The sequence below is a fragment of the Microbacterium sp. NPDC077391 genome (assembly GCF_040686955.1).
In the GTDB taxonomy this organism is placed as follows: domain Bacteria; phylum Actinomycetota; class Actinomycetes; order Actinomycetales; family Microbacteriaceae; genus Microbacterium; species Microbacterium commune.
The window spans coordinates 259,938-279,830 of the sequence record NZ_JBFBMI010000001.1; the positions used below are offsets into that span (position 1 = coordinate 259,938).

The 19,893-nt window shown below is 69.6% G+C and carries 22 protein-coding genes; 17 read left to right on the top strand and 5 right to left on the bottom strand.

From position 1 onward, the window contains the following. The first annotated feature begins 4 nt into the window (after positions 1-4). The 13 genes from AB0O65_RS01165 (at position 5) to AB0O65_RS01225 (ending at position 12,517) form a co-directional block, all read left to right on the top strand. A complete protein-coding gene (locus AB0O65_RS01165) occupies positions 5-4,513 on the top strand; it encodes an FtsK/SpoIIIE domain-containing protein (protein WP_363382352.1) in 4,509 nt (1,502 codons plus the stop codon). A gap of 185 nt (positions 4,514-4,698) precedes the next feature. After that, positions 4,699-4,986: a WXG100 family type VII secretion target gene (locus tag AB0O65_RS01170; RefSeq protein WP_083428829.1), complete on the top strand. Its 288-nt coding sequence runs from the start codon at positions 4,699-4,701 to the stop codon at positions 4,984-4,986. 81 nt (positions 4,987-5,067) lie between these two features. Further along, the gene (locus AB0O65_RS01175) at positions 5,068-5,403 is read left to right on the top strand and encodes a hypothetical protein (RefSeq protein WP_071644904.1); all 336 of its coding nucleotides are present in this window, start codon (positions 5,068-5,070) and stop codon (positions 5,401-5,403) included. Further along, a complete protein-coding gene (locus AB0O65_RS01180) occupies positions 5,403-6,725 on the top strand; it encodes a hypothetical protein (protein ID WP_071644903.1) in 1,323 nt (440 codons plus the stop codon). Before AB0O65_RS01175 ends, AB0O65_RS01180 begins: the two co-directional genes overlap by 1 nt. A gap of 5 nt (positions 6,726-6,730) precedes the next feature. After that, positions 6,731-7,219, top strand: a complete 489-nt coding sequence (locus AB0O65_RS01185) for a hypothetical protein (protein ID WP_143187258.1) — start codon at positions 6,731-6,733, stop codon at positions 7,217-7,219. Beyond that, positions 7,216-7,803 (top strand): hypothetical protein, encoded by a 588-nt coding sequence (locus tag AB0O65_RS01190; RefSeq protein ID WP_363382357.1) that lies wholly within the window; start codon positions 7,216-7,218, stop codon positions 7,801-7,803. The genes AB0O65_RS01185 and AB0O65_RS01190 overlap by 4 nt, the downstream gene beginning before the upstream one ends. Then, a complete protein-coding gene (locus AB0O65_RS01195; protein ID WP_191712201.1) occupies positions 7,800-8,342 on the top strand; it encodes a hypothetical protein in 543 nt (180 codons plus the stop codon). The genes AB0O65_RS01190 and AB0O65_RS01195 overlap by 4 nt, the downstream gene beginning before the upstream one ends. A gap of 102 nt (positions 8,343-8,444) precedes the next feature. Further along, positions 8,445-8,732: a WXG100 family type VII secretion target gene (locus tag AB0O65_RS01200; RefSeq protein ID WP_083428829.1), complete on the top strand. Its 288-nt coding sequence runs from the start codon at positions 8,445-8,447 to the stop codon at positions 8,730-8,732. Positions 8,733-8,821: 89 nt separating this feature from the next. Beyond that, entirely contained in the window at positions 8,822-9,178 is a 357-nt protein-coding gene (locus AB0O65_RS01205) for a hypothetical protein (protein ID WP_071644899.1), read from the top strand. Positions 9,179-9,190: 12 nt separating this feature from the next. After that, positions 9,191-10,435: a hypothetical protein gene (locus tag AB0O65_RS01210; RefSeq protein WP_363382361.1), complete on the top strand. Its 1,245-nt coding sequence runs from the start codon at positions 9,191-9,193 to the stop codon at positions 10,433-10,435. After that, positions 10,432-11,067: a hypothetical protein gene (locus AB0O65_RS01215; RefSeq protein ID WP_191712199.1), complete on the top strand. Its 636-nt coding sequence runs from the start codon at positions 10,432-10,434 to the stop codon at positions 11,065-11,067. The genes AB0O65_RS01210 and AB0O65_RS01215 overlap by 4 nt, the downstream gene beginning before the upstream one ends. Then, complete coding sequence (locus AB0O65_RS01220) at positions 11,064-11,879, top strand: hypothetical protein (protein WP_363382364.1); 816 nt, start codon at positions 11,064-11,066, stop codon at positions 11,877-11,879. Before AB0O65_RS01215 ends, AB0O65_RS01220 begins: the two co-directional genes overlap by 4 nt. Then, positions 11,876-12,517 (top strand): hypothetical protein, encoded by a 642-nt coding sequence (locus AB0O65_RS01225; protein ID WP_071644895.1) that lies wholly within the window; start codon positions 11,876-11,878, stop codon positions 12,515-12,517. Before AB0O65_RS01220 ends, AB0O65_RS01225 begins: the two co-directional genes overlap by 4 nt. 35 nt (positions 12,518-12,552) lie before the next feature. Here the strand turns inward: AB0O65_RS01225 and AB0O65_RS01230 are convergent, their stop codons facing one another. Continuing rightward, positions 12,553-13,020 carry a recombinase family protein gene (locus AB0O65_RS01230; RefSeq protein WP_363382367.1) on the bottom strand — a complete coding sequence of 156 codons (468 nt, stop codon included), beginning with the start codon at positions 13,018-13,020 and terminating at the stop codon, positions 12,553-12,555. 77 nt (positions 13,021-13,097) lie between these two features. Further along, positions 13,098-14,087, bottom strand: a complete 990-nt coding sequence (locus tag AB0O65_RS01235) for a malate dehydrogenase (RefSeq protein WP_363382370.1) — start codon at positions 14,085-14,087, stop codon at positions 13,098-13,100. A 97-nt stretch (positions 14,088-14,184) separates the two neighbouring features. Here AB0O65_RS01235 and AB0O65_RS01240 point away from each other — a divergent pair, with 97 nt between their 5' ends. Beyond that, positions 14,185-15,060 (top strand): neutral zinc metallopeptidase, encoded by an 876-nt coding sequence (locus AB0O65_RS01240; protein WP_363382373.1) that lies wholly within the window; start codon positions 14,185-14,187, stop codon positions 15,058-15,060. Positions 15,061-15,076: 16 nt separating this feature from the next. Here AB0O65_RS01240 and AB0O65_RS01245 read toward each other — a convergent pair whose 3' ends face one another. After that, the gene (locus tag AB0O65_RS01245; protein ID WP_363382376.1) at positions 15,077-16,813 is read right to left on the bottom strand and encodes an aldehyde dehydrogenase family protein; all 1,737 of its coding nucleotides are present in this window, start codon (positions 16,811-16,813) and stop codon (positions 15,077-15,079) included. A gap of 37 nt (positions 16,814-16,850) precedes the next feature. Further along, positions 16,851-17,114, bottom strand: coding sequence for a glutaredoxin domain-containing protein (locus AB0O65_RS01250; RefSeq protein WP_363382379.1), 264 nt, complete (start codon positions 17,112-17,114; stop codon positions 16,851-16,853). A 125-nt stretch (positions 17,115-17,239) separates the two neighbouring features. Here AB0O65_RS01250 and AB0O65_RS01255 point away from each other — a divergent pair, with 125 nt between their 5' ends. Further along, on the top strand, positions 17,240-18,433 hold the full coding sequence (locus tag AB0O65_RS01255) for a glycosyltransferase (protein ID WP_363382381.1): 1,194 nt from the start codon (positions 17,240-17,242) through the stop codon (positions 18,431-18,433). A 3-nt stretch (positions 18,434-18,436) separates the two neighbouring features. On the opposite strand, the gene AB0O65_RS01260 is transcribed toward AB0O65_RS01255, so the two are convergent. After that, positions 18,437-18,811 (bottom strand): hypothetical protein, encoded by a 375-nt coding sequence (locus tag AB0O65_RS01260; protein WP_071644889.1) that lies wholly within the window; start codon positions 18,809-18,811, stop codon positions 18,437-18,439. A 110-nt stretch (positions 18,812-18,921) separates the two neighbouring features. Here AB0O65_RS01260 and AB0O65_RS01265 point away from each other — a divergent pair, with 110 nt between their 5' ends. Next, positions 18,922-19,431 (top strand): MarR family transcriptional regulator, encoded by a 510-nt coding sequence (locus tag AB0O65_RS01265; RefSeq protein ID WP_256221167.1) that lies wholly within the window; start codon positions 18,922-18,924, stop codon positions 19,429-19,431. Positions 19,432-19,556: 125 nt separating this feature from the next. Further along, entirely contained in the window at positions 19,557-19,814 is a 258-nt protein-coding gene (locus tag AB0O65_RS01270) for a DUF6458 family protein (RefSeq protein ID WP_071644887.1), read from the top strand. Positions 19,815-19,893: the final 79 nt, after the last annotated feature.

Consider the following 19,893-nt stretch of genomic DNA (forward strand, 5'->3'; position numbering starts at 1 on the left):
ACCGATGAGAATCAAGCTGACGCTGCGGCGCCCGGGTGTCCCCCTGACCGACATCGTCGTCATGGCGGACTCGACGGCCACGGTCGCCGACGTCGCCGGGCAGATCGCCGGCACCGACCCGCAGCGCTCGGTCGTGGCATCCAGCGGCGACGTGCTCAGCCTCTCGGTCGCCCCGCCCACCAGCGACGAGCTCATCACCCTCAACCCCGACCTGCTGATCGGCGACGCGCCGGTCGGCTCGGGGTTCCTCGCCGAGGTCGTCAACCTCGGCCCCAACCGCGCCGCCACGGCGATGCTGTCCAGCCGCGCGGCGGCACTGCTGACGGTCGTCTCGGGGCCGGCCGCCGGGCAGGAGTTCCCGCTGCCGGTGGGACACTTCTTCATCGGCCGCGACACCTCCAACGACGTGGTGCTCACCGACCCGCTCGTCTCGAAGCGACACGCGCGCATCGAGGTGGCATCGACCTTCGTCGAGATCGTCGACCTGAACTCCGCCAACGGCATCCTCGTCGACGGCGGGCTCGTGCAGCGGCTGAGAGTCATCCCGGGCCAGAAGTTCACGCTCGGCGACTGCGAGCTGGTCGTGCACCTGGTCAGCGACTACGACGGCTCGGCAGCCGCCGACCCCGTGCTCGAGCGCGGCGGAGCACTGCTGTTCAACCGCAGCCCGCGCGTCGAAGAGCGCTACACCGGGGCCGACCTCGACGAGCCGCGGTACCCGAAGGACCAGGTGCAGCGGCTGTTCCCGTGGCCGATGCTGATCGCCCCGATCCTGCTCGGCGCGGCGATGTTCTTCATCTTCGACAACCCGCGTTCGCTGCTGATCATGGTCATGTCGCCGATGATGATGTTCGGCAACTACATCTCGCAGAAGACCCACATCGGTCAGCGGCTGCGCAAAGAGGTGGAATCGTTCGAGGAGCAGTTCGAACGCCTCGAGGAGAAGCTCTACCACGCCCAGCCGCGTGAGCGCGAGGTGCGCCAGGCGGAGGTGCCGGCCGTGGCGATCGTCTTCGACGAGTCGATGCGCCTGGGCCCCATGCTGTGGACCCGGCGCCCCGAGCACTGGAACTTCCTCGCCGTTCGCCTCGGCACCTGCGAAGACGAATCGCGCACCAAGGTCAAGCGCGCCGAGGTGCCCGAGGCGCTGGTCGAGTACGTCGAGCGCGTCGACCGGCTCGAAGACCGCTACCGGATGATCAGCGACGTGCCGATCCTCGAGTCGCTGCAGAGCGTCGGCTCGATCGGCGTGGCGGGCCCCACCTCGTCGGCCAGCGACGCGCTGCGAGGCCTCGCCGTGCAGCTGTTCGGCATGCACTCGCCCAACGAGCTCGTCACCGTGGCGATCACCGAGCCGGGCTGGGCGAACGAGCTCGACTGGCTGAAGTGGCTGCCGCACACCTCGAGTGAGCGCAACCCGTTCAAGGACGTGCCGCTGGCCGACTCGGCATCGACGGGCACCGCGCTGCTGAACGGGCTGGAAGAGCTCGTCATGCGCCGGGCGAAGGCGGCATCCGCTCCCCGCCCTCCCTACGGCGACGACTGGGACCCGACCCTCTTCGGCACCGACGTGAAGCGCGCTGCAGAGGAGGCGAGCTTCCCCGGCCAGACCGCGGTGCTCGTCATCATCACCGACGACGCACCCGTCGACCGCGCCCGGCTCACCCAGATCCTCGAACGAGGTGCCGACGTCGGTGTCTACGGGCTCTTCGTCGCGCCCGTCGTCGAGGCGCTGCCGGCCGCATGCCGCAGCTTCATCGACGTCACCGGCGGACTCGAGAACGCGCGCGTCGGCACGGTCCGCAACGGCGTCTCGTACACCGGCGTGCAGGTCGAGGGCGTGTCGCACGCGTACATGACCATGTTCGCGAAGCGCCTCGCTCCCGTCGTCGATTCGAGCACGGTCGTCGAGGACTCCTCCGACATCCCGAACTCGGTGATGTTCCTCTCGCTGGTCGGCGGCGAGGTGGCATCCGACCCGACCGCGGTCATCGACCGCTGGCGGCAGAACAACACGATCATCGACCGCTCCGGCACCCCGCAGTCGCGGCTGAAGAAGGCCGGCAACCTGCGCGCGATCATCGGGCAGTCGCAGACGGATGCCATGACCCTCGACCTGCGCACGCAGGGTCCGCACGCCCTCGTGGGCGGCACCACGGGCGCGGGGAAGAGCGAGTTCCTGCAAGCGTGGGTGCTCGGCATGGCCGCAGCGCACAGTCCCGACCGCGTCACCTTCCTGTTCGTCGACTACAAGGGCGGATCGGCGTTCGCCGACTGCGTCGACCTGCCGCACACGGTCGGCCTGGTCACAGACCTCAGCCCGCACCTCGTGCGCCGGGCGCTCACCAGCCTGCGCGCCGAGCTGCACCATCGCGAGCACCTCTTCAACCGCAAGAAGGCCAAGGACCTGCTCGAGCTCGAGAAGCGCCGCGATCCCGACACCCCGCCCGCGCTCGTGCTCGTGATCGACGAGTTCGCCGCGCTCGCCGGCGAGGTGCCCGAGTTCGTGGACGGCGTGGTCGACATCGCCCAGCGCGGCCGCTCGCTCGGCATCCACCTGATCATGGCCACGCAGCGGCCCGCCGGTGTGATCAAGGACAACCTGCGCGCCAACACGAACCTGCGCGTGGCTCTGCGGATGGCCGACGAGTCCGACTCGAAGGACGTCGTGGACGACCCGATCGCGGCATCCTTCCCGCCGTCGATCCCCGGTCGCGGCATCGCCAAGACCGGACCGGGGCGTCTCGTGCCCTTCCAGTCGGCGTACGCCGGCGGGTGGACCACCGACGAGGCGCAGGTCGCCGAGGTGAAGATCGCCGAGCTGCGTTTCGGTTCGACCCAGCTCTGGGAAGCCGAGCAGGCTCCGGAGTCCGATTCGCACGATGAGGACCTCGGTCCCACCGACCAGAAGCGCATCGTCGCGACGCTGGTGAAGGCGTCCGCGCAGGCGGGCATCCCGGCGCCGCGCCGACCCTGGCTCGACGATCTCGAGCGGGCCGTCGACCTGCGCGACCTGCCGCTGCGCGGCGACGGAGAGATCCTGCTCGGCAAGATGGACGTGCCCGCGCGGCAGCTGCAGGAGCCGACGTACTTCGTGCCCGACAGGGACGGCTCGCTGCTCGTGTACGGCACGAGCGGATCGGGCAAGTCGACCGTGCTGCGCACCCTGGCCATCGCCGCCGGCCACGACCCGAAGAGCAGCGTCGAGGTGTACGGCCTCGACTTCGGCTCGGGGTCGCTGCGCAGCCTCGAGGTGCTGCCGCACGTCGGGTCGATCATCGCCGGCGACGACGCCGAGCGCGTGCAGCGCATCCTGCGCTCGCTCGCCCGGGTGCTCGACGACCGCGGCAAGCGGTTCAGCGCGGCGAACGCCGCCAGCCTCACCGAGTACCGCGAGATCACCGGCCGCGACGAGTCGCGCATCCTCTTCCTGATCGACGGGTTCCCGCAGTTCCGCTCCGAGTGGGAGTCGACCACCGCCCGGATGCCGTTCTACCAGACGTTCATGCGCATCCTCGGCGAGGGCCGCCCGCTGGGCGTGCACGTGGTCGCCACCGCCGATCGCTCGGGCTCGGTGCCCACGGCCGTGAGCGCGAACGTGTCGCGACGGGTGGTGCTGCGCCTGGCCGACGAGTCGGCGTACGCGATGCTGAACGCGCCCAAGGACGTGCTCGACGAGCGCTCCGCCCCGGGCCGCGCCATCATGGACGGACTGGAGACCCAGATCGCCACGCTGGGCGGCACGCCCAACGTCGCCGAGCAGACCAAGCTGCTCGAGAAGCTCGCGGCCGAGCTGCGTGCGGCCGGAGCGCGCGAGGTCGCCGAGATCGGCGCGCTGCCGACCCGGCTCTCGGTGCGCGATCTGCCCGAACGCCTGGGCGAGTTCCCTGTGCTCGGCGTCGCCGAGGACACCCTGTCGGCGCGCGACTTCGACCCCGTCGGCACGTTCGTGGTGGCGGGGCCGCCGCTGGCCGGCAAGACCAACGCGTTGAAGGCGATGATCACCTCGATGCGCCGGTTCGATCCGGAGGTCAGGCTGTTCCACTTCGGCGGACGCCGCTCGCAGCTGAAGGAGTACGCCGACTGGACCCGCAGCGCGGTGACACCCGACGACGCGAAGGAGCTGGCGAAGGAGATCACCGAGCTCATCGCGGACGACACCCTCCCGCTGCGCGTGATGATCGTGGTCGAAGACGTGCCGCAGTTCGCAGACAGCCCCGCCGAGCGTGAGATGAAGGCGCTGTTCCAGGCTGTCAACCGCAGCGACCACTTCCTCATCGGCGACGCCGACGTGACGCAGGTCACGAGCGGATTCGGCTTCATCGGCGACTTCAAGGCCGGCCGCAAGGGTGTCATCCTCAAGCCTGACTCGTTCGACGGCGACGCGGTGTTCAAGGTGCCTTTCCCCAAGGTCAAGCGCACCGACTTCCCCGAGGGTCGCGGCATCTTCGTGCAGGCCGGTCGCCAGGTCACGGTGCAGCTGCCGCTGGTCGAGGGGGATGCGCTGGCGTGAGAGAGCGGACCTTCGCGATGCGCCGTGCAAGCGCGGCCGCAGGCCGCAGGCCGCAGTGCGGCTGGTGTCGACGCCGTCCTGACGATGGGGAGTTGTCCCCATGGCTCGGTGGTGCGCGCATCTTGTAGCTTGGTGATGTCGGGCCGGGGTGGTCCGGACTCAACGATTTACCGGAGGTGTTGACGATGGCCGATTTCGGTGCGTCTTATGCGGAGATGGAGCAGGTGGCGTCGTCGCTGTCGCAGGCTCGTGATGACATTCAGGGTCAGCTGGACACCCTGAAGGGGCAGGTGGACACGCTGCTGGGTGAGGACTTCAAGACGCAGCACGCGTCGGGCAAGTTCGGTGAGGGCTACGGTGAGCTGACCACGGGTCTGAAGACCGCGGTGGACGGCATCAACGACATGTCGGAGTCGCTGCTGGGCATGATGCGCGCGATCCAGGATCTGGATCAGCAGCTCGCCGGCGGCTGAGTCCGCACACCAGAACCAGTACAGACTCGACGTCGAGGGCCGGCTGACTAGGCCGGTCCTCGCCTTCGATGGGGGAATCCGATGGACATCATGCTCGACCGTGCTCGCCTCCGCGAGGCGCTGACAGGCCTCAACGCCGCCATCACCGCCTTCGACGAGGCGGCGGCGATCAACAACGATCTCGAGGAGGCGGTCGATCGCCCCGACGACCGCTCGTCACTGCGCGACAAGGTCGGCGACTTCGAGTCGGCATGGAACCGCAAGCGCGACAAGTTGAACGAGAATCTCGGCTCGATCCGCGACCAGCTCACGTCGATCGTCGACAACTGGGACCAGTGGGACACCGAGACCGCTGCCGAGCTCGAGAGCGCCGGCTCTGAGCAGACCACCAGCGCCCGGATCGCGAGGATCCAGTGATGCGATCTCCGAACACCGACGTCGAACTGCGCCAGCTCGCCGGATCCGCCTCACAGATCTGGAGCAGAGGCGACAACTGGGTCACGCTCGGCACACAGATGAATGAGACGGCGGGTGAGCTCACCGCGATCGGCGATTCCTCGGTGCACAAGAGCAAGGGCACCGACAAGCTCGCGGAGATGGCTTCCGAGACCGCGGTGGACCTGTCGGCCGCGGCCGTGCGGTACACGGACACCGGCAAGGCGCTGCGCATCTACGCCGAAGCGCTCGAAGCGGCCCAGAGCTGGCTGCGCGCGAACGAGGACGACGTCCGCGACGCGGAGAACGCGTATCAGAACGCTCAGAGCTCGCACGAAGACGCCGTCGGTCGGCAGCGATCGCTCGAGCGCGTGATGCCTTGGGAGGACGATCCCGAACAGAGTGAGGTGGACGCGGCCGCTGGAGACGTCAGCGCTGCCGCCGCGACCCTCGGATCGGCCGAGCGGCATCGGGATGCGATGTGGACCGCATTCGACGACACCTTCGAGACATGGTCGGACGCATACGACGATGCCGTCGAGTCCATCGAGAAGGCCTACGAGACAGCCGGCAACAATGACGGCTTCTGGGAGTCCGTGGATGCCGTCCTGGACGTCCTCGCCGTGGTCCTGCTCGTCCTGTCGGTCATCGCGCTGGTGATCGGGGCTCCGCTGACCGGACTGCTCGGCGGGATCATCCTCGCCCTCTCCGCCGCCGTGCTGGCCCTCAACGTGCTCAAGTTCGCGTTCGGGAGGGCATCCCTGGGGGATGTGGCACTGGCCGCCGTCGGTCTTCTTCCGTTCGGCATCGGGAAGGTGCTCTCCCGCGGGCTTCCGACGCTCGGCTCGGCGATGAGCGCCGGCCGAGGTGCGGTCGTCACCGCTATCCGCAGCGGCCTGCCCTCGGTGGTGACCCGCCTGTCGATTCCGCTGACGCCGTTCCGGATCCCCATCTTCCACCCGCTTCGCGCGATCGGAAACGCGTTCACATGGCTGCGCGCGCCGGCGGTGGCGCGAGCGGGCCTGCCCGCTCCGAGCATGTTCGTCAACCCGCTCCGGGCCATCCCCATGGGCGGCACCGAGGCGGTGCAGGTGCAGACGTTCCTGCAGAGCATGCGCACCTCGCAGTGGGCGACCAACCCGGGGGTGCAGCAGACCATATCCGGCATCTCGCGCTCGCTGCCTGGACTGCCGACGCAGATCCTCAACACCGGTCTGTGGACCGGCTTCACCGCGAACGACATCGCTCAGCTCGCGGGCTGGTCGCCTGAGATCCCCGTGCTCTCCGGTGTGCGGGTAGGCTGACGCGCGTGCAGGCACTTCCCCATGAGACTGTTCGACGCGCCCGGCTTCGCACGACGGTGGTGCTGATCGCGCTCGTGCAGCCGGTGCTGCTGATCCTCTTCCTCATCGCATCGCTGATCTGGACCGGTGGACAGGTCCTGCGCGACCAGTCCGCGCCCTATGACCAGATCCTTCTGTTCCCCGTCGTTCCGGTTCCGGGCTGGCTGCTTCTCGTACTGGCCGGGCTGCTCGCCATCGGCTCCGCCGTGTACTGCGTCGGCACCGAGATGCTCGACGCGCGCAGCGTCGTCGGCCTGCTCGGTCCCGTGCTGGCATCCTGCGTCACCGCGCTGTTCTTCTTCGCGGCTCAGACGGTTGAGGATGACCCGAACCTCCTCGTCGCCCTCATCGTCGACGTCGTGGCGCTGATCCCTCTGGCGATCACCGCGATCCGCTTCGTCCCCGAGTACGAGCGCAGACGCCAGGCGGACACGCTCCCCGAGGGATACGTGTGAGCGCGCCGCAGCCCACGCAGGACGATCCCCGGGGCTACTCGATCCTGATGCCGAGCGGGTGGAGCCGCTACCGAGTGGATGCCGACGGCAAGGCCGCATTCCAGGCCAAGGCCGTCGCCCGGATGAAGGCGATCGGCCGTCCCGATCTCGACGTGCAGATGCGGCTGCTGATCTCGGAGCAGTGGAAGCAGCTCGAGCGTACGAAGGCATTCGCCGTGTACCTGCCCGACCAGGAGACGAACGAGTGGCGGCCGCCGATCTCGATCGCCGCGCGCAAGGTGGCGGGCTCGGTCGGAACCGACTTCGAGACCGAGGTGCGCAACCGGTTCGGCGTCGTCCCCGAGAAGATCTCCACCCCGCTCGGCGAGATCCTCCGGTGGCGCAGCTCGCACAGCGGATCCGGTGAGCTCGCGGAGGTCCGCACCGTCACTCTCGGCTACGCATTCCCTGCACCCGTTCCGCAGGCGCGGCTGGGTCTGGTCTTCATCGCCGTGCTGCCTCACCCCGATGACGTCGAACCCGATGTGATCGAGGGCAGCGTCGAGCTCGTCGACACCATCATGGAGACCTTCCGATGGCGATGAACGCGCTCTCCATCGAGGCGCTCGAATCGTGGCTGCCCGTCCCGCTCGCCTTCCCGGAAGGTCCCTGGCCGGACGTCGAGGAGTGGGCTGCTCAGATCGGGGACGTGCTGCCAGACGACGGCGGCCGGGCTTCCTTCGCAGCGGCGCTGCGGGAACTGCAGGCGGTTGCGCCACCGCTCCCCGGCGCCCAGGCGCGGCTGCTGTGGCTGGGAGATCTGGCTCGACCGCATGTCGCGCACGTGTACGTGAGCCCAGGAGCGTCGGAGGTGGATGACCTCGTCGCCCTCGCTGACGCAGGGCTGGGGCTTCTCGTGCAGACGGTCAGCCGAACAGAGGTCGAAGGCTATGACCGCTCGGTCCTGGCGGTGCTCATCGGCGACGAGCAGGATCCGGTCGTCTGCGGCCGATTCCTCGGCGACCAGGCCGGGATGATGGTCGTCGTGGACCTGCTGACCCATGAGCCCGGCGTGCTCGCCCTCGCGCTCGACGATCTGCGCGACCTCTTCGCCGCAGTGCGGCTGGTGTCGACGCCGTCCTGACGATGGGGAGTTGTCCCCATGGCTCGGTGGTGCGGGCATCTTGTAGCTTGGGGGTGTCGGGCCGGGGTGGTCCGGTTCGGATGATTTTCGGAGGTGTTGACGATGGCCGATTTCGGTGCGTCTTATGCGGAGATGGAGCAGGTGGCGTCGTCGCTGTCGCAGGCTCGTGATGACATTCAGGGGCAGCTGGACACCCTGAAGGGGCAGGTGGACACGCTCCTCGGTGAGGACTTCAAGACGCAGCACGCGTCGGGCAAGTTCGGTGAGGGCTACGGTGAGCTGACCACGGGTCTGAAGACCGCGGTGGACGGCATCAACGACATGTCGGAGTCGCTGCTGGGCATGATGCGCGCGATCCAGGATCTGGATCAGCAGCTCGCCGGCGGCTGAGTCCGCGCACGCAGTCCCGAGGGGCCGACCGATGATCGGTCGGCCCCTGTTCTGTTCCACCAGGGGTCGACACGACGGGAGGGGTCGCAATGGCCGATGGGATCTGGGTCCGCTACACCGAGTTGAGCGAGGTCAACGACCAGCTGAAGTCGATCGTGCAGGAGCTGACCGACGCGGCATCGCGCACCGCCGCGGTCCAAGAAGCGATCGGGTCGCCCTACGGCAAGACCAAGCTGGGTCGCCGGGTGCACGACTTCGAGAGCCGCTGGGACGACAAGCGCACCGAGCTCAGCACCGACATCGACAAGGTGCAGAAGCATGTGCAGGGCGTGCTCGACGGACTGCGGGACTGGGATGTCGAGACCGCTTCCCAGATGGAGATCGATGTGACCGGCGCGCAGAGCGAGGCGCGCCCGGCCGCACACGCCCCCGCGTCGGCGCGGTGACGGGAGACGGACATGCTTTCACCCAAGGGACGCCACGTCGTCGCACTCGAGGGCGAGTCAGGCGCGATCCGGGCGCGCGGAACCGAGATCACGACGCTGGGCGAGCAGATGCAGACCAGCGCCGCGTTCCTGCGGCGATTGGCCGACCAAGCATCGGGGATGAAGGGCAAGGCCGTCGAGAAGCTGCAGGAGATCGTCGGCGACACCCACATCGAACTGGGTCGCGCCGCCGCCCTCTACCAGCCGACCGGCCCCATCCTCGTCGAGTACGCCGACGCGCTCGGCGAATACCAGCCGCGCATCCTCGTGCGCGTGCGCACGTGCGAAGAGGCACGAGCCGCATATGACGCGGCTCCCGGATACCTCGACCGGCCCTTCTGGGCGGAGCCTGCTCCGTGGCGCAGCGACGACGAGAAGCAGAGCATGGGCGAGCAGAACGACACCGAGGACCGCGAGAAGCAGCGGCTGCACGACGAGTATCAGAGCGCCCTGAAGGACTTCGACACCGACGTCGACTCGTGGGAGGAGGTCTTCGACAGCACCGCCGACCGGATCGAAGACGCCTTCGACGGCAAGATCGAGGACAGCCGCTGGGACAACATCGACGGCGGCGTCGCCGTGTTCGTCCAGGTGCTGCAGGCGGCGGGCACCGTGCTCGCCGTCGCCGCCATCGTCATCGGGGGCCCCGTGATCGCCGCGATCAGCGCCGCCGTCGCGGTTGCGACCCTGGCGGCGGTCGCCTACCAGTTCTTCCGCGACGATGCGAGCGGGACGGACCTCGCGCTCGCGATCGTCGGCGTGATCCCGTTCGGCAGCGCGGGAAAGCTCTTCCAGGGCCGAAGCGGCGTGCTCAGCTTCGCCGGCGACACCTTCGCCGCCTTCAAGCCCGCCACGTGGAGCGCCGCCGGAGCGCAGCTGCGCAGCGTCACCATGGCGGGGCGGTTCGCGGGCGGCGGCATGAGCGGGCTCGTGCAGAGCGGGCGCACGTTCTGGCAGCTGAACAACCCGGCCGGCGTCGGCGACGTGTTCAGCCGCTTCCTGCTCGGCAAGGACACCACGAAGCTCACCGGGATGGTCGAGACCATGACGGCGGGCTCGCAGGGCTGGGCGCGTTCGACCACCGTGCCGGCCGCGTGGGAGTTCACGCACATGATGATCGCCGGGCCGATCAAGATGACCGACAAGATCGCGAACTGGACCGGGCACGGCGATCAGGCGATCAGCAAGCGCGTGCCATGGCTGGGAGCAGTGCTGTGATCTCGTTCCCCTCCGGGTGGGCGCCCGGCACCTGGCGCATCACCGGCACCTCGCTGGACGCCGGCTGGCTCGCCCTGCCTGCGTTCGAGACCTCCGCCGAGGCCGCGGCATGGGTGGGCGAGAACACCGCGCTGCTGCAGACGGCATGGGCCCAGCACTGGTCCCCGGATGCCGAGCCGCTCGTCCGCGAGATCCTGCGCGCCGGGCTCGCGCACCGTCGCAGCGACGACGCGCTCGCCTTCCAGGTGTGGCCGGCGCAGCATCCGGTCTGCGTCTTCGTGCACGTCGTGATGGCGCGAGGCGACGGCGAGCCGCCAGGACCCGGTGACGGCATCCTGTTCGAGTCCGAGGGGCTGGGGCCGGGCGTGCTCGTGCCACGAGCCGAGCGGATCGGCGACGCCGACGCGCTCGGCTACGACATCGTTTTCGCGTTCGACGACGACGTCGTGGTGATCGTGTCGGTCGAACCCACCTTCGCGGACCTGCTGGGCATCGTCTCGCCGTCGATCCAGGCGTTCACGGCATCGCTGCAGCTCGTGGGCCCCGACGAGCGCACCCGCCGGGCGCGCGCACCGCGCCTGCTGGAAGCGCAGCACGCCGACACCTGGGTTGATAGCCTGACCGCATCATGACGCTCACTCACCCGGACGCACGATCCTGGGCCCGCGCGCGCTCGGCCGCCGAGGAGCCGCGGCTCGGGATGCTGGAGGCGGTGGCCTTTCAAGAGCATCCCGACCTTGTGGCGACGTTCGGCAGCGACGGCGCGGCGGTCGCCGAGATCCTCACCCGGCGCACGCCGAGCCCGGCACAGCGCGGCTCCACTGCGGTGCTGGCGGTGCTGGCGATCACCGGCGTGATCGCTCCTGTCGCCGGCATGGCGGTGCTGGGCGCCGAGTCGTATCTCATCGACCGGGTGCCGGCGGCGACCTCGGTTCCCGTGGCCGCTGCCGCGTTCGCCGTCGGGGCGGTCATGCTGCTCGTCACCGGACTGCTGTGGCTGCGCAGCGGCGCCCGCTGGTCGGGCCTGGTGTGCGGCATCGCGGTCGTCAGCGCCATCGCCGCCGGCTTCGCCTCGGCCAGCATGCCGACCGTGGCCGCGCGCGACGGCTACCGGCTCGATCAGGTCATGCTCATACCTGTCTGGGGCGCTCTCGCGCTCGGCGCGCTGCTCGCCGTGGCCGTGCTGCTGCGCTTCCGGGTTCGCGCCGCTGAGGCGGCCCCCGAGTCAACCCGACCCGTGACCATCACAGACCGCGAACGCGCGGCGCGGGCAGTCGCCGCGCTGCCCGCCGACCAGCGCAGCTCCATCCAGCATGACCGCGACACCGCCCTGCAGATCCTGCGCGAACGGGGTTTTCTCGACGACGCCGCGCTGGAGCAGGCGCTGGCCGCGCCGCTGGGCACCCTGTTCACGCTCGACCCGATCCGAAGGAGCACGCCGTGACCGACGTCCCACACGGCTCCGCGACGCGCGTGGGCCTGCGCGAGCTGCTCGGCGGCAAACCCGACCCCGACTTCTCTCTCGTGCTGCCGCCCGGCTGGGTGCGTCGCGGCGTCGACGAGGACGAGCAGGAGCGGATGCTGGCGAAGATCCGCACGCGCACGATGCAGGCGCACCGCCCCGACCTCCTCGCCCGCCTGCGGGTGATGGTGGACCAGGCGTTCACCCAGATGCGCAAGGTGTCGACCTTGGCGATGTTCACGCCGGCGGACGAGGCACCCGAGAGTGCATATCTCCCGGCATCGCTCACCGCGAGCGTCCAGCACGCCGAGGCCGGCCAGACGCTCGACTCGTACGTGCGGGCGGCCATCCTCGCCGACGGCGCCACGCCCCTGCTCGGGGACAAGCGCATCATGCGCATGGAACGGGAGACGACCGACATGCTCGACGGCGAGCAGCTGCGCGTCACGACCGTCGCCTATCTCACTCCGGTTCCCGGCAGCGGACGTCGACGCGCGCTGCTGATGACCCTCGTCCTGCTGCGCGGAGCGGATGTACCCGCCGACGACCCACCGCTGCTGCAGATGAAGGCACTGTTCGACCTGTGCGTGTCCACCCTCACCTGGATTCCGGCGGAGTGATCAGGACCTGGCGTCGGCGCTGAGCTCGGGCGACGTCAGACGGGCGGCGTCTCGGCGTCTGCGAGATGCCGGGCGTGATGCCCGAGCACCTTCACCATGATGCCGCGCCGGCGCAGGTCGGAGATCGTGCGCGACTCCTCATCGCGGTCGCGACCCAGAGCGTGCACATTCGCCACGACGAGCACGTCACCCGGGCGCAGCGTCTCGATCAGCCGTGCCAGGCGGTCGCCCCAGCTCTCCAGGATCTCCGGGGCGGGGTGGCGGAAGCCCTCGATGGGCACGCCGAACCGGGTGAGGTCATCGCGCTGCTGAGTCACCGACGGCATTCCGTCGCGCGCGACGACGAGCCCCACCAGACGTGTTCCCTCCGGTCGGGCCGACCACCAGCCGTGATCGTCGTTCGCCAGGCACTTCGGGCAGTTCGCGGCCGCGTGCGGCAGATGCAGCGGACTGGTCAGCGCAATCTCGGCCTCGCCGCCGTTCGGGTTCATCGCATCGGTCATCGCCGCACCTCCGGCATCCATTCTGCCCGAGTCCCGCGTCAGCGGCGGCCGCACTCCGTGCAGTGGAGCCGGCGCGCTCAGAGCAGTCCGAGCGAGCGCACCGTCTCGCGCTCGTCGACGAGCTCGGCCACCGATGCATCGATGCGAGCCCGGGCCCAGCCATCCAGCTCCAGGCCCTCGACGATCTGCCACGCTCCGCCGGACGAACGCACCGGGAACGACGAGATCAGTCCCTCCGGCACACCGTACTCGCCACGTGAGACGACGCCCGCGCTGGTCCAGTCGTCGCTGCCGTGCACCCAGTCGCGCACGTGATCGATGGTCGCGCTCGCCGCGGACGCCACCGACGACGACCCGCGCACCTCGATGATCTCGGCGCCGCGCTTCGCCACCCGGGGGATGAACGTCTGCTCCTGCCACGCGCGCACGTCTCCCACAGCCGCCTCGAGACGTTCGGCGACCGGCGCGCCGTCGATCGTCGCGTGCGAGATGTCGGGGAACTGCGTGGCCGAATGATTGCCCCAGATCAGCACGCGGCGCACCAGGGCGACCGGTGCGCCGAGCGTCTGCGCGAGCTGCGCGCGGGCGCGATTCTCGTCGAGGCGCGTGAGCGCCGTGAACCGTTCGGCGGGAACGCCGTCGGCCGACGAGGAGGCGATCAGCGCGTTCGTGTTGGCGGGATTGCCGACGACCGTGACACGGATGTCGGATGCCGCGGCCGCTGCGATCGCGCGGCCCTGCGGGCCGAAGATACCTCCGTTGGCGGCGAGCAGGTCGCCGCGTTCCATGCCGGGTCCGCGCGGACGCGCGCCGACGAGCAGCGCGAGGTTCGCGCCGTCGAACCCGACCTCGGCGTCGTCCGTCACCTCCACGTCGTCGAGCAGCTCGAACGCGCCGTCCTGCAGCTCGAGCGCCGCGCCCTCCGCCGCGCGCAGCCCCTGGGGGATCTCGAGCAGCCGCAGCCTGACGTGCTCGTCCGGTCCGAGCATGTCTCCCGCCGCGATGCGGAAGAGAAGGGCGTAGCCGATCTGTCCGCCGGCACCTGTGATCGTGATCGTCGTCGCCATGACCCGAGCATAGGCCTCGCTTCGTGCGCAGATGACCGCCGGGGGCCGCTTCGTCAAGCCCTCGTCGTCGGACGTCGCGGAGCGCTACCTTTTCAGCATGACTTTCAATCCGGATGCCGACATCTCGGGCAACACCACTCGCCGTCGTGGGCGGGGTGCCGCGATCGCCGGTGGTGGAGCAGGTGTTCTCGGTCTCGTCGCGCTCGTCGTGGCCATGCTCGGCGGTCCCGATCTCACGGGCCTGGTCGGCGGGGCGCCCGGCGGCGGGAACGAACCCGCCTCGAGCGGTGAGGCGCTGTCCGAGTGCGACACCGGGCAGGACGCGAACACGAACGACGACTGCCGCATGGCGGGCGCGCAGGTGCTTCTCGACGACTACTGGCAGCAGCACGTCGACGGCTACCAGCCGCCGACGATGACCGTGGTCGACGGCGCGACCTCCACCCAGTGCGGCACCGCCTCGAACGCCGTCGGGCCGTTCTACTGCCCGCCCGAGCAGGGCGTCTACATCGACCCGACGTTCTTCCAGCTCATGCGGGATCAGTTCGGCGCGTCCGCCGGCGAGCTCTCCCAGCTGTACATCGTCGGACACGAGTGGGGCCACCACATCCAGAACATCACCGGCACGATGGAGAAGTATCCGAACAACGGCACCGGACCCGACAGCAACGGCGTGCGCACCGAGCTGCAGGCCGACTGCTACGCAGGCGCCTGGCTGGGTGATGTCACCGAGCAGAAGGACGAGAACGGCGTCGCGTACCTCCAGAAGCCGACCGAGGCGCAGATCACCGACGCCCTGAACGCCGCGTTCACCGTCGGCGACGACAACATCCAGGAGCAGCAGGCGGGTCGGGTCAACCCCGAGAGCTTCACGCACGGCAGCAGCGAGCAGCGCCAGGCGTGGTTCGCCAACGGCTACAAGAACGGACTCGGCGTCTGCGACACCTTCGCCGTCTCCGGCGACCAGCTCTGATCGGCGCGCAGGGGGGTCAGGCGCGCAGCGCCCGGAGCAGCGTGCGCAGAAGCACCGGGATGCCGCCGTGAGCGCGGAACCTGGTGAGGCCCTCGCTCACCGCGGATCCGGTGCGCGACGAGACGAACCATGGCGGGGTCGGCAGGATCGTGATGCGACCGCCGCCGTTCAGCAGGGGCAGCGACCGCGGGAAGGGACGGAACGGCCCGCGCAGGACCGACCGCTCCACGTCGTCGAGCAGCAGGGCGTTGTGCACCACCCCGATGCCGCTGCCGACGTCGTCGAGGGTGCTGCCCGGGAACGCGCCCCAGGTCAGCGTCGGCGTGATGAACCCGAACGCCGTCCACGCGTTGATCGCGATCGACCCGTAGCGCAGCTCGGCGATCGCACGCTCGAAACCCCTGCCGAGCGACTTCTCGGTGGTCGGGTCGATGATGAGGTTCGCCCCGAGGGTGCCCTGCAGCTCATCGTTCGCGTGGGCGATCGCGGCATCCAGAAACGCCTGTCCGGTGCCGGGCAGCTCGACGACGCCGAGCACCGGGGCGAAGTACTCTGTGGACTGCAGCGCCGTGGCATCCGCGCCGTCGCCGATCTCGATCAGCAGCCGGTCGGCCAGCACCAGGGCATCCGGATAGTCCTCCGCGGCCCTCCGCATGCGCGCCGCCGAGCCCGGGTACCAGATCGGTCGCTCGGGAGCGGCCGCGTACGCGCGCCGCAGCGCGGTGCGGAACTGCTCGGCCTGCGGCCAGTCCGACGAGATGATCACGACCTGACCGGCGATGCAGTTGTGCCCGCAGTTCTGCAGGCGCATGGTCGCCACGTGCTCGGCCTGGAAGGCGATGTCGGCGTCGCTCCACTCGCCGGGCACCACGATGATCGGCGACACACCGCCGAGTTCGGCCGTGATCGGCTTCGTCAGCAGTGGTCGGTTCTCTCGCCGACGCGCCGCGGCCTGCGGCTGCTGCCCCCAGACGATGGCGTCGAAGGTCGCCGCCGACCCGGTGATGTGCACGTGCATCAGGTCGCGATGCCCCGTGAGGTACGACCCGACCGCGGCACCGCCGCGCACGATCCGCAGGAACCCGGGCGCGATCAGCGGCGCCAGTGCGCGCTCGTACACGGCGACGAGGGCGTCCTGCGTGGGATTCACCTTCAGCAGCGCCACGCGATTGTGCGCGAGAAGCTCGTACAGCACGTCGAGCACGGGGATCGCGGTGACGTTGCCCGCACCCAGCACGAGACCGACGCCGCTCGGGGCATCCGACCGCTGTGCCAGCCCGGCGTTCGCACGGGCCGTGTTCGCGGTGACGCCGGGCCGCAGCCACACCTCACCGCTGAACCCGGCCAGCAGGAACCGGTCGAGCCCGGTGAGAGGGAACGCGGCCACCCTGGTGCGATCGCCCGGTGCGCGACCGAGCGTCACGCCGTCGAGCGGCGAGCGGCCTGCCGACAGCTTCGCGAGGGTGTCGATGTACGCATCGAGCGCGCCGAGCACCGAGTACGGGCCGCTCAGCCACTCCTCGCCGCGCAGCGGATGCCGCCGGTCGAGGCCCTTCGAATCCGCTGCGGTGTTCGCCCAGTCCTCCGCCGCGGCGGCGACGCTCGAGCGCAGTGCTCGCAGCAGCGTCGCGCGCTGGCCCACGGTGAGTCGCGCCCACGTGCGCGAACCCTGCTGCAGGACGTCGACGTCGGCGTCAAGGGCCGCGCGCTGCGCGTCGTCGAGTTCGGCGGCCGGCGCCGTCTCCTGCGTCATCGTCGTGTCCCGGTGGCGGTGAGGAAGCGGACCGAGGTCAGATGAGCGAGAGCTCGCGCAGCTTCGCCTCGACGTCGGCGTTGCTCGGCTCGACGTGGTGGCTCGCGTCGGGGTAGACGACGACGGGGATGTTCATCCGGCCCGAGATCTCCTTGGCGATGTCCGCAGCCGCCGGATCGGCGACCAGGTCGACGTAGGTGTACTCGATGCCCAGCTCGTCGAGCTGCTTCTTGGTGCGGACGCAGTCGCGGCACCAGTCGGCGCCGAACATGGTGATGGTGTCGGAGGCGGGGTTGCTCATGCCACCAGCCTACGGCTGCGCCGGTGCCGGGGCGCGGGATGCGCCCGGCCACAGCGAGCCGTGGAACGATGGATGCTGCGACGCCGCGCGACACCGCAATCCAGAGGACACGTGGAGGAGAACCCGTGAGCGCCCCCTCCCTTCCTTCCGTGACCGTCATCGTGCCCACGTTCAACGAGCGCGACAACGTCGCCGAGCTCGTCGCCCGCACCTCGGCCGCGCTCGCCGGGATCACGGCCGAGATCCTGTTCATCGACGACAGCGCCGACGACACGATCGACGAGATCGCCCGCGTCGGGGCGTCGGCGACCCTGGCCGTGCGCGGCATCCACCGAGACCGCAACACGGGCGGGCTCGGTGGCGCGGTCGCGCTGGGTCTCGCCGAGGCCGCTCACGATGTGTGCATCGTCATGGACGGCGATCTGCAGCATCCGCCCGAGCTGCTCCGGGCCATGCTCGCGCGCTACGCGGAGGGCGGGGTCGATGTCGTCGCCGCCTCGCGCTACGTCGGCGGGGGCGACTCGGCAGGCCTCGGCACGGCCGTGCGCTACGGGGTGTCGAAGGCGGCGACCGCCGTCACCAAGGCGATGTTCCTGCGGCGCCTGTGGCACAGCACGGATCCGATGACCGGGTTCTTCCTCATCGATCGCTCGCACATCGAACTCGACGAGCTGCGGCCGCAGGGATTCAAGATCCTGCTCGAGATCCTCGTGCGCGGCGGCGAGCGGCGGGAGCTGCGCATCGCCGAGGTGCCTCTGGAGTTCGGCGCACGTCGGCACGGCGACTCGAAGGCGAGCCTGCGGCAGGGCGCGACGTTCCTCGCCCACCTGGCCCGTCTGCGGTTCGGCAAGATGGGCCGCTTCGCCCTGATCGGCGGGATCGGCGCGGTCGTGAACATCGGCATCATGTGGGCGCTCACCCACCTCGGCGTCGACTACGTGCTGGCCGCGATCGTCGGCGCGGCCGTCACGATCGTCGGCAACTTCGTGCTGCAGGAGCTGTTCGTCTTCCGCGACGACCGCCAGGACGCTCCGCGGCTGTGGGTGCGCTTCGCGGCATCCGTCTCGTTCAACTCCATCGAGGCGGCGCTGCGCATCCCGCTGATGGCGCTGATGGTCGAGACCTGGCACATCTCCAGCGTGATCGCCACGGCGATCTCGCTGGTGATCGCCTTCTTCGCGCGGTTCCTGTTCCACGCATTGGTCGTGTACGCGCCCCGCCGGCGGTCGGATGCCACGGACGAGCCGCCCGCTGACACCGCGGCGCTGCGGGTCATGCGCGCCATCGATGCCGAGGCGATGCGGCCGGGAGAGCTCTGAGGGTCAGACGCTGTCGGCCGTCGCGGCGTCGTCGTCCGGGGTGTCCGACTGCTCGTCGTGACCGATGCTGCGGGCTTCGAGGTACGAGCACAGCTCGGCGGCGACCGCGAGCTCGCTGGCGAGGGAGTGCAGCTGGTGGCTGTTGAGGATGGTGTTCTCGTCGCTCGGCTCGAGCGTGACGTTCCACCGCGCCTCGCCGATCTGGATCGGCTGCATGAAGATGCTGACGGAGGAGTTCTTCACCGGCACGATGACGAGCCCGGTGTCGGAGCCGTCCGAGCCGTCCTGGATGATGACCCGGATGAGGTCTCCCGCCTCGCGCGCGGAGCGGAACTCCTCGAGCCAGGTCTCCAGCGTCTCCTTGCTTCGAAAAGTCACAGATGTCCTCCGTTTGCTGCGTCTGGCGGTCTTGTGGACCGCCTGGATCCCCTTGTCCTCTCCTATCATGACTTATGCGGGTAGCTCGGGCGCTCGCTGAAGGAGCGAGTGTGGCGGAATCACAGGCAGACGGCTATTGGTACGACCAGCGGAGCGAGCGTGAGCGCGCGCGGGAGGTGCTCGAGGCTCTCCGCACGTACCGCGCAGCCGAGCGTGCCATGCGGCGACGCACCCGCGATGAGATGTCGATGGGCGAGAACGAGCTGCTCGCGTTGCGCTACCTGTTCCGTCAGCCCGGCCACACCGCGCAGCCGTCCGCCCTCGTCGCCTACCTCGGCATCTCGCCGGCGGCGACGTCGGTTCTGATCGATCGGCTCGAGCAGTCGGGTCACGTGCAGCGCGAGGTGGACGCGGCCGGATCGCCGACCGCGGTCCGCGCCACCGCGCACGCCGACGAGGACGTGCGTCAGACCCTCGGTCGCATGCACGGGCTGATGTATTCGGTGGCGGCGGGGATGGATGCTCAGGCTCAGGCGAACGTCACCGGGTTCCTCCGCGCGATGACCGACGCGGTCGACGGGGTCGAGCCCGCGGCCGCGGGGCAGTACCGGCAGGGCTGAGGCCGGTCGCTCGACCCGAGCCCGATCCTCCCGGTCGTTGTCAACCCCATTCTGCGGCGCGCGTCCGCTTGGGATTCTTGACGTCAGGCAGGCCGGACGGTCCGCCCTATCGAAGGGAGCAAGAGATGACCATCGGCACTGGAGTCGTTCTGTTCGTCATCGGAGCGATCCTCGCTTTCGCACTCAACATCGACGTCGGCTGGGCTGACCTCACCATGATCGGCTACATCCTGATGGGTGCGGGTGTCGTCGCGTTCATCGTCGGGCTGCTGCTGATGGCACGTCGGCGTCGTACCGACGTGGTCACGCGCACGGACGCCGCTCCCGGCGCGTACGAGACGCGTCGCACCACGCGCGCGGCTGGAGACGACGAGGTCTTCTGACCGGAGGAACGTTCGCGCCCGGGTCCCGAGTGAGGCCCGGGCGCGAACTCTGTCTGCAGTGGTCTGACCGGCGCGGTCC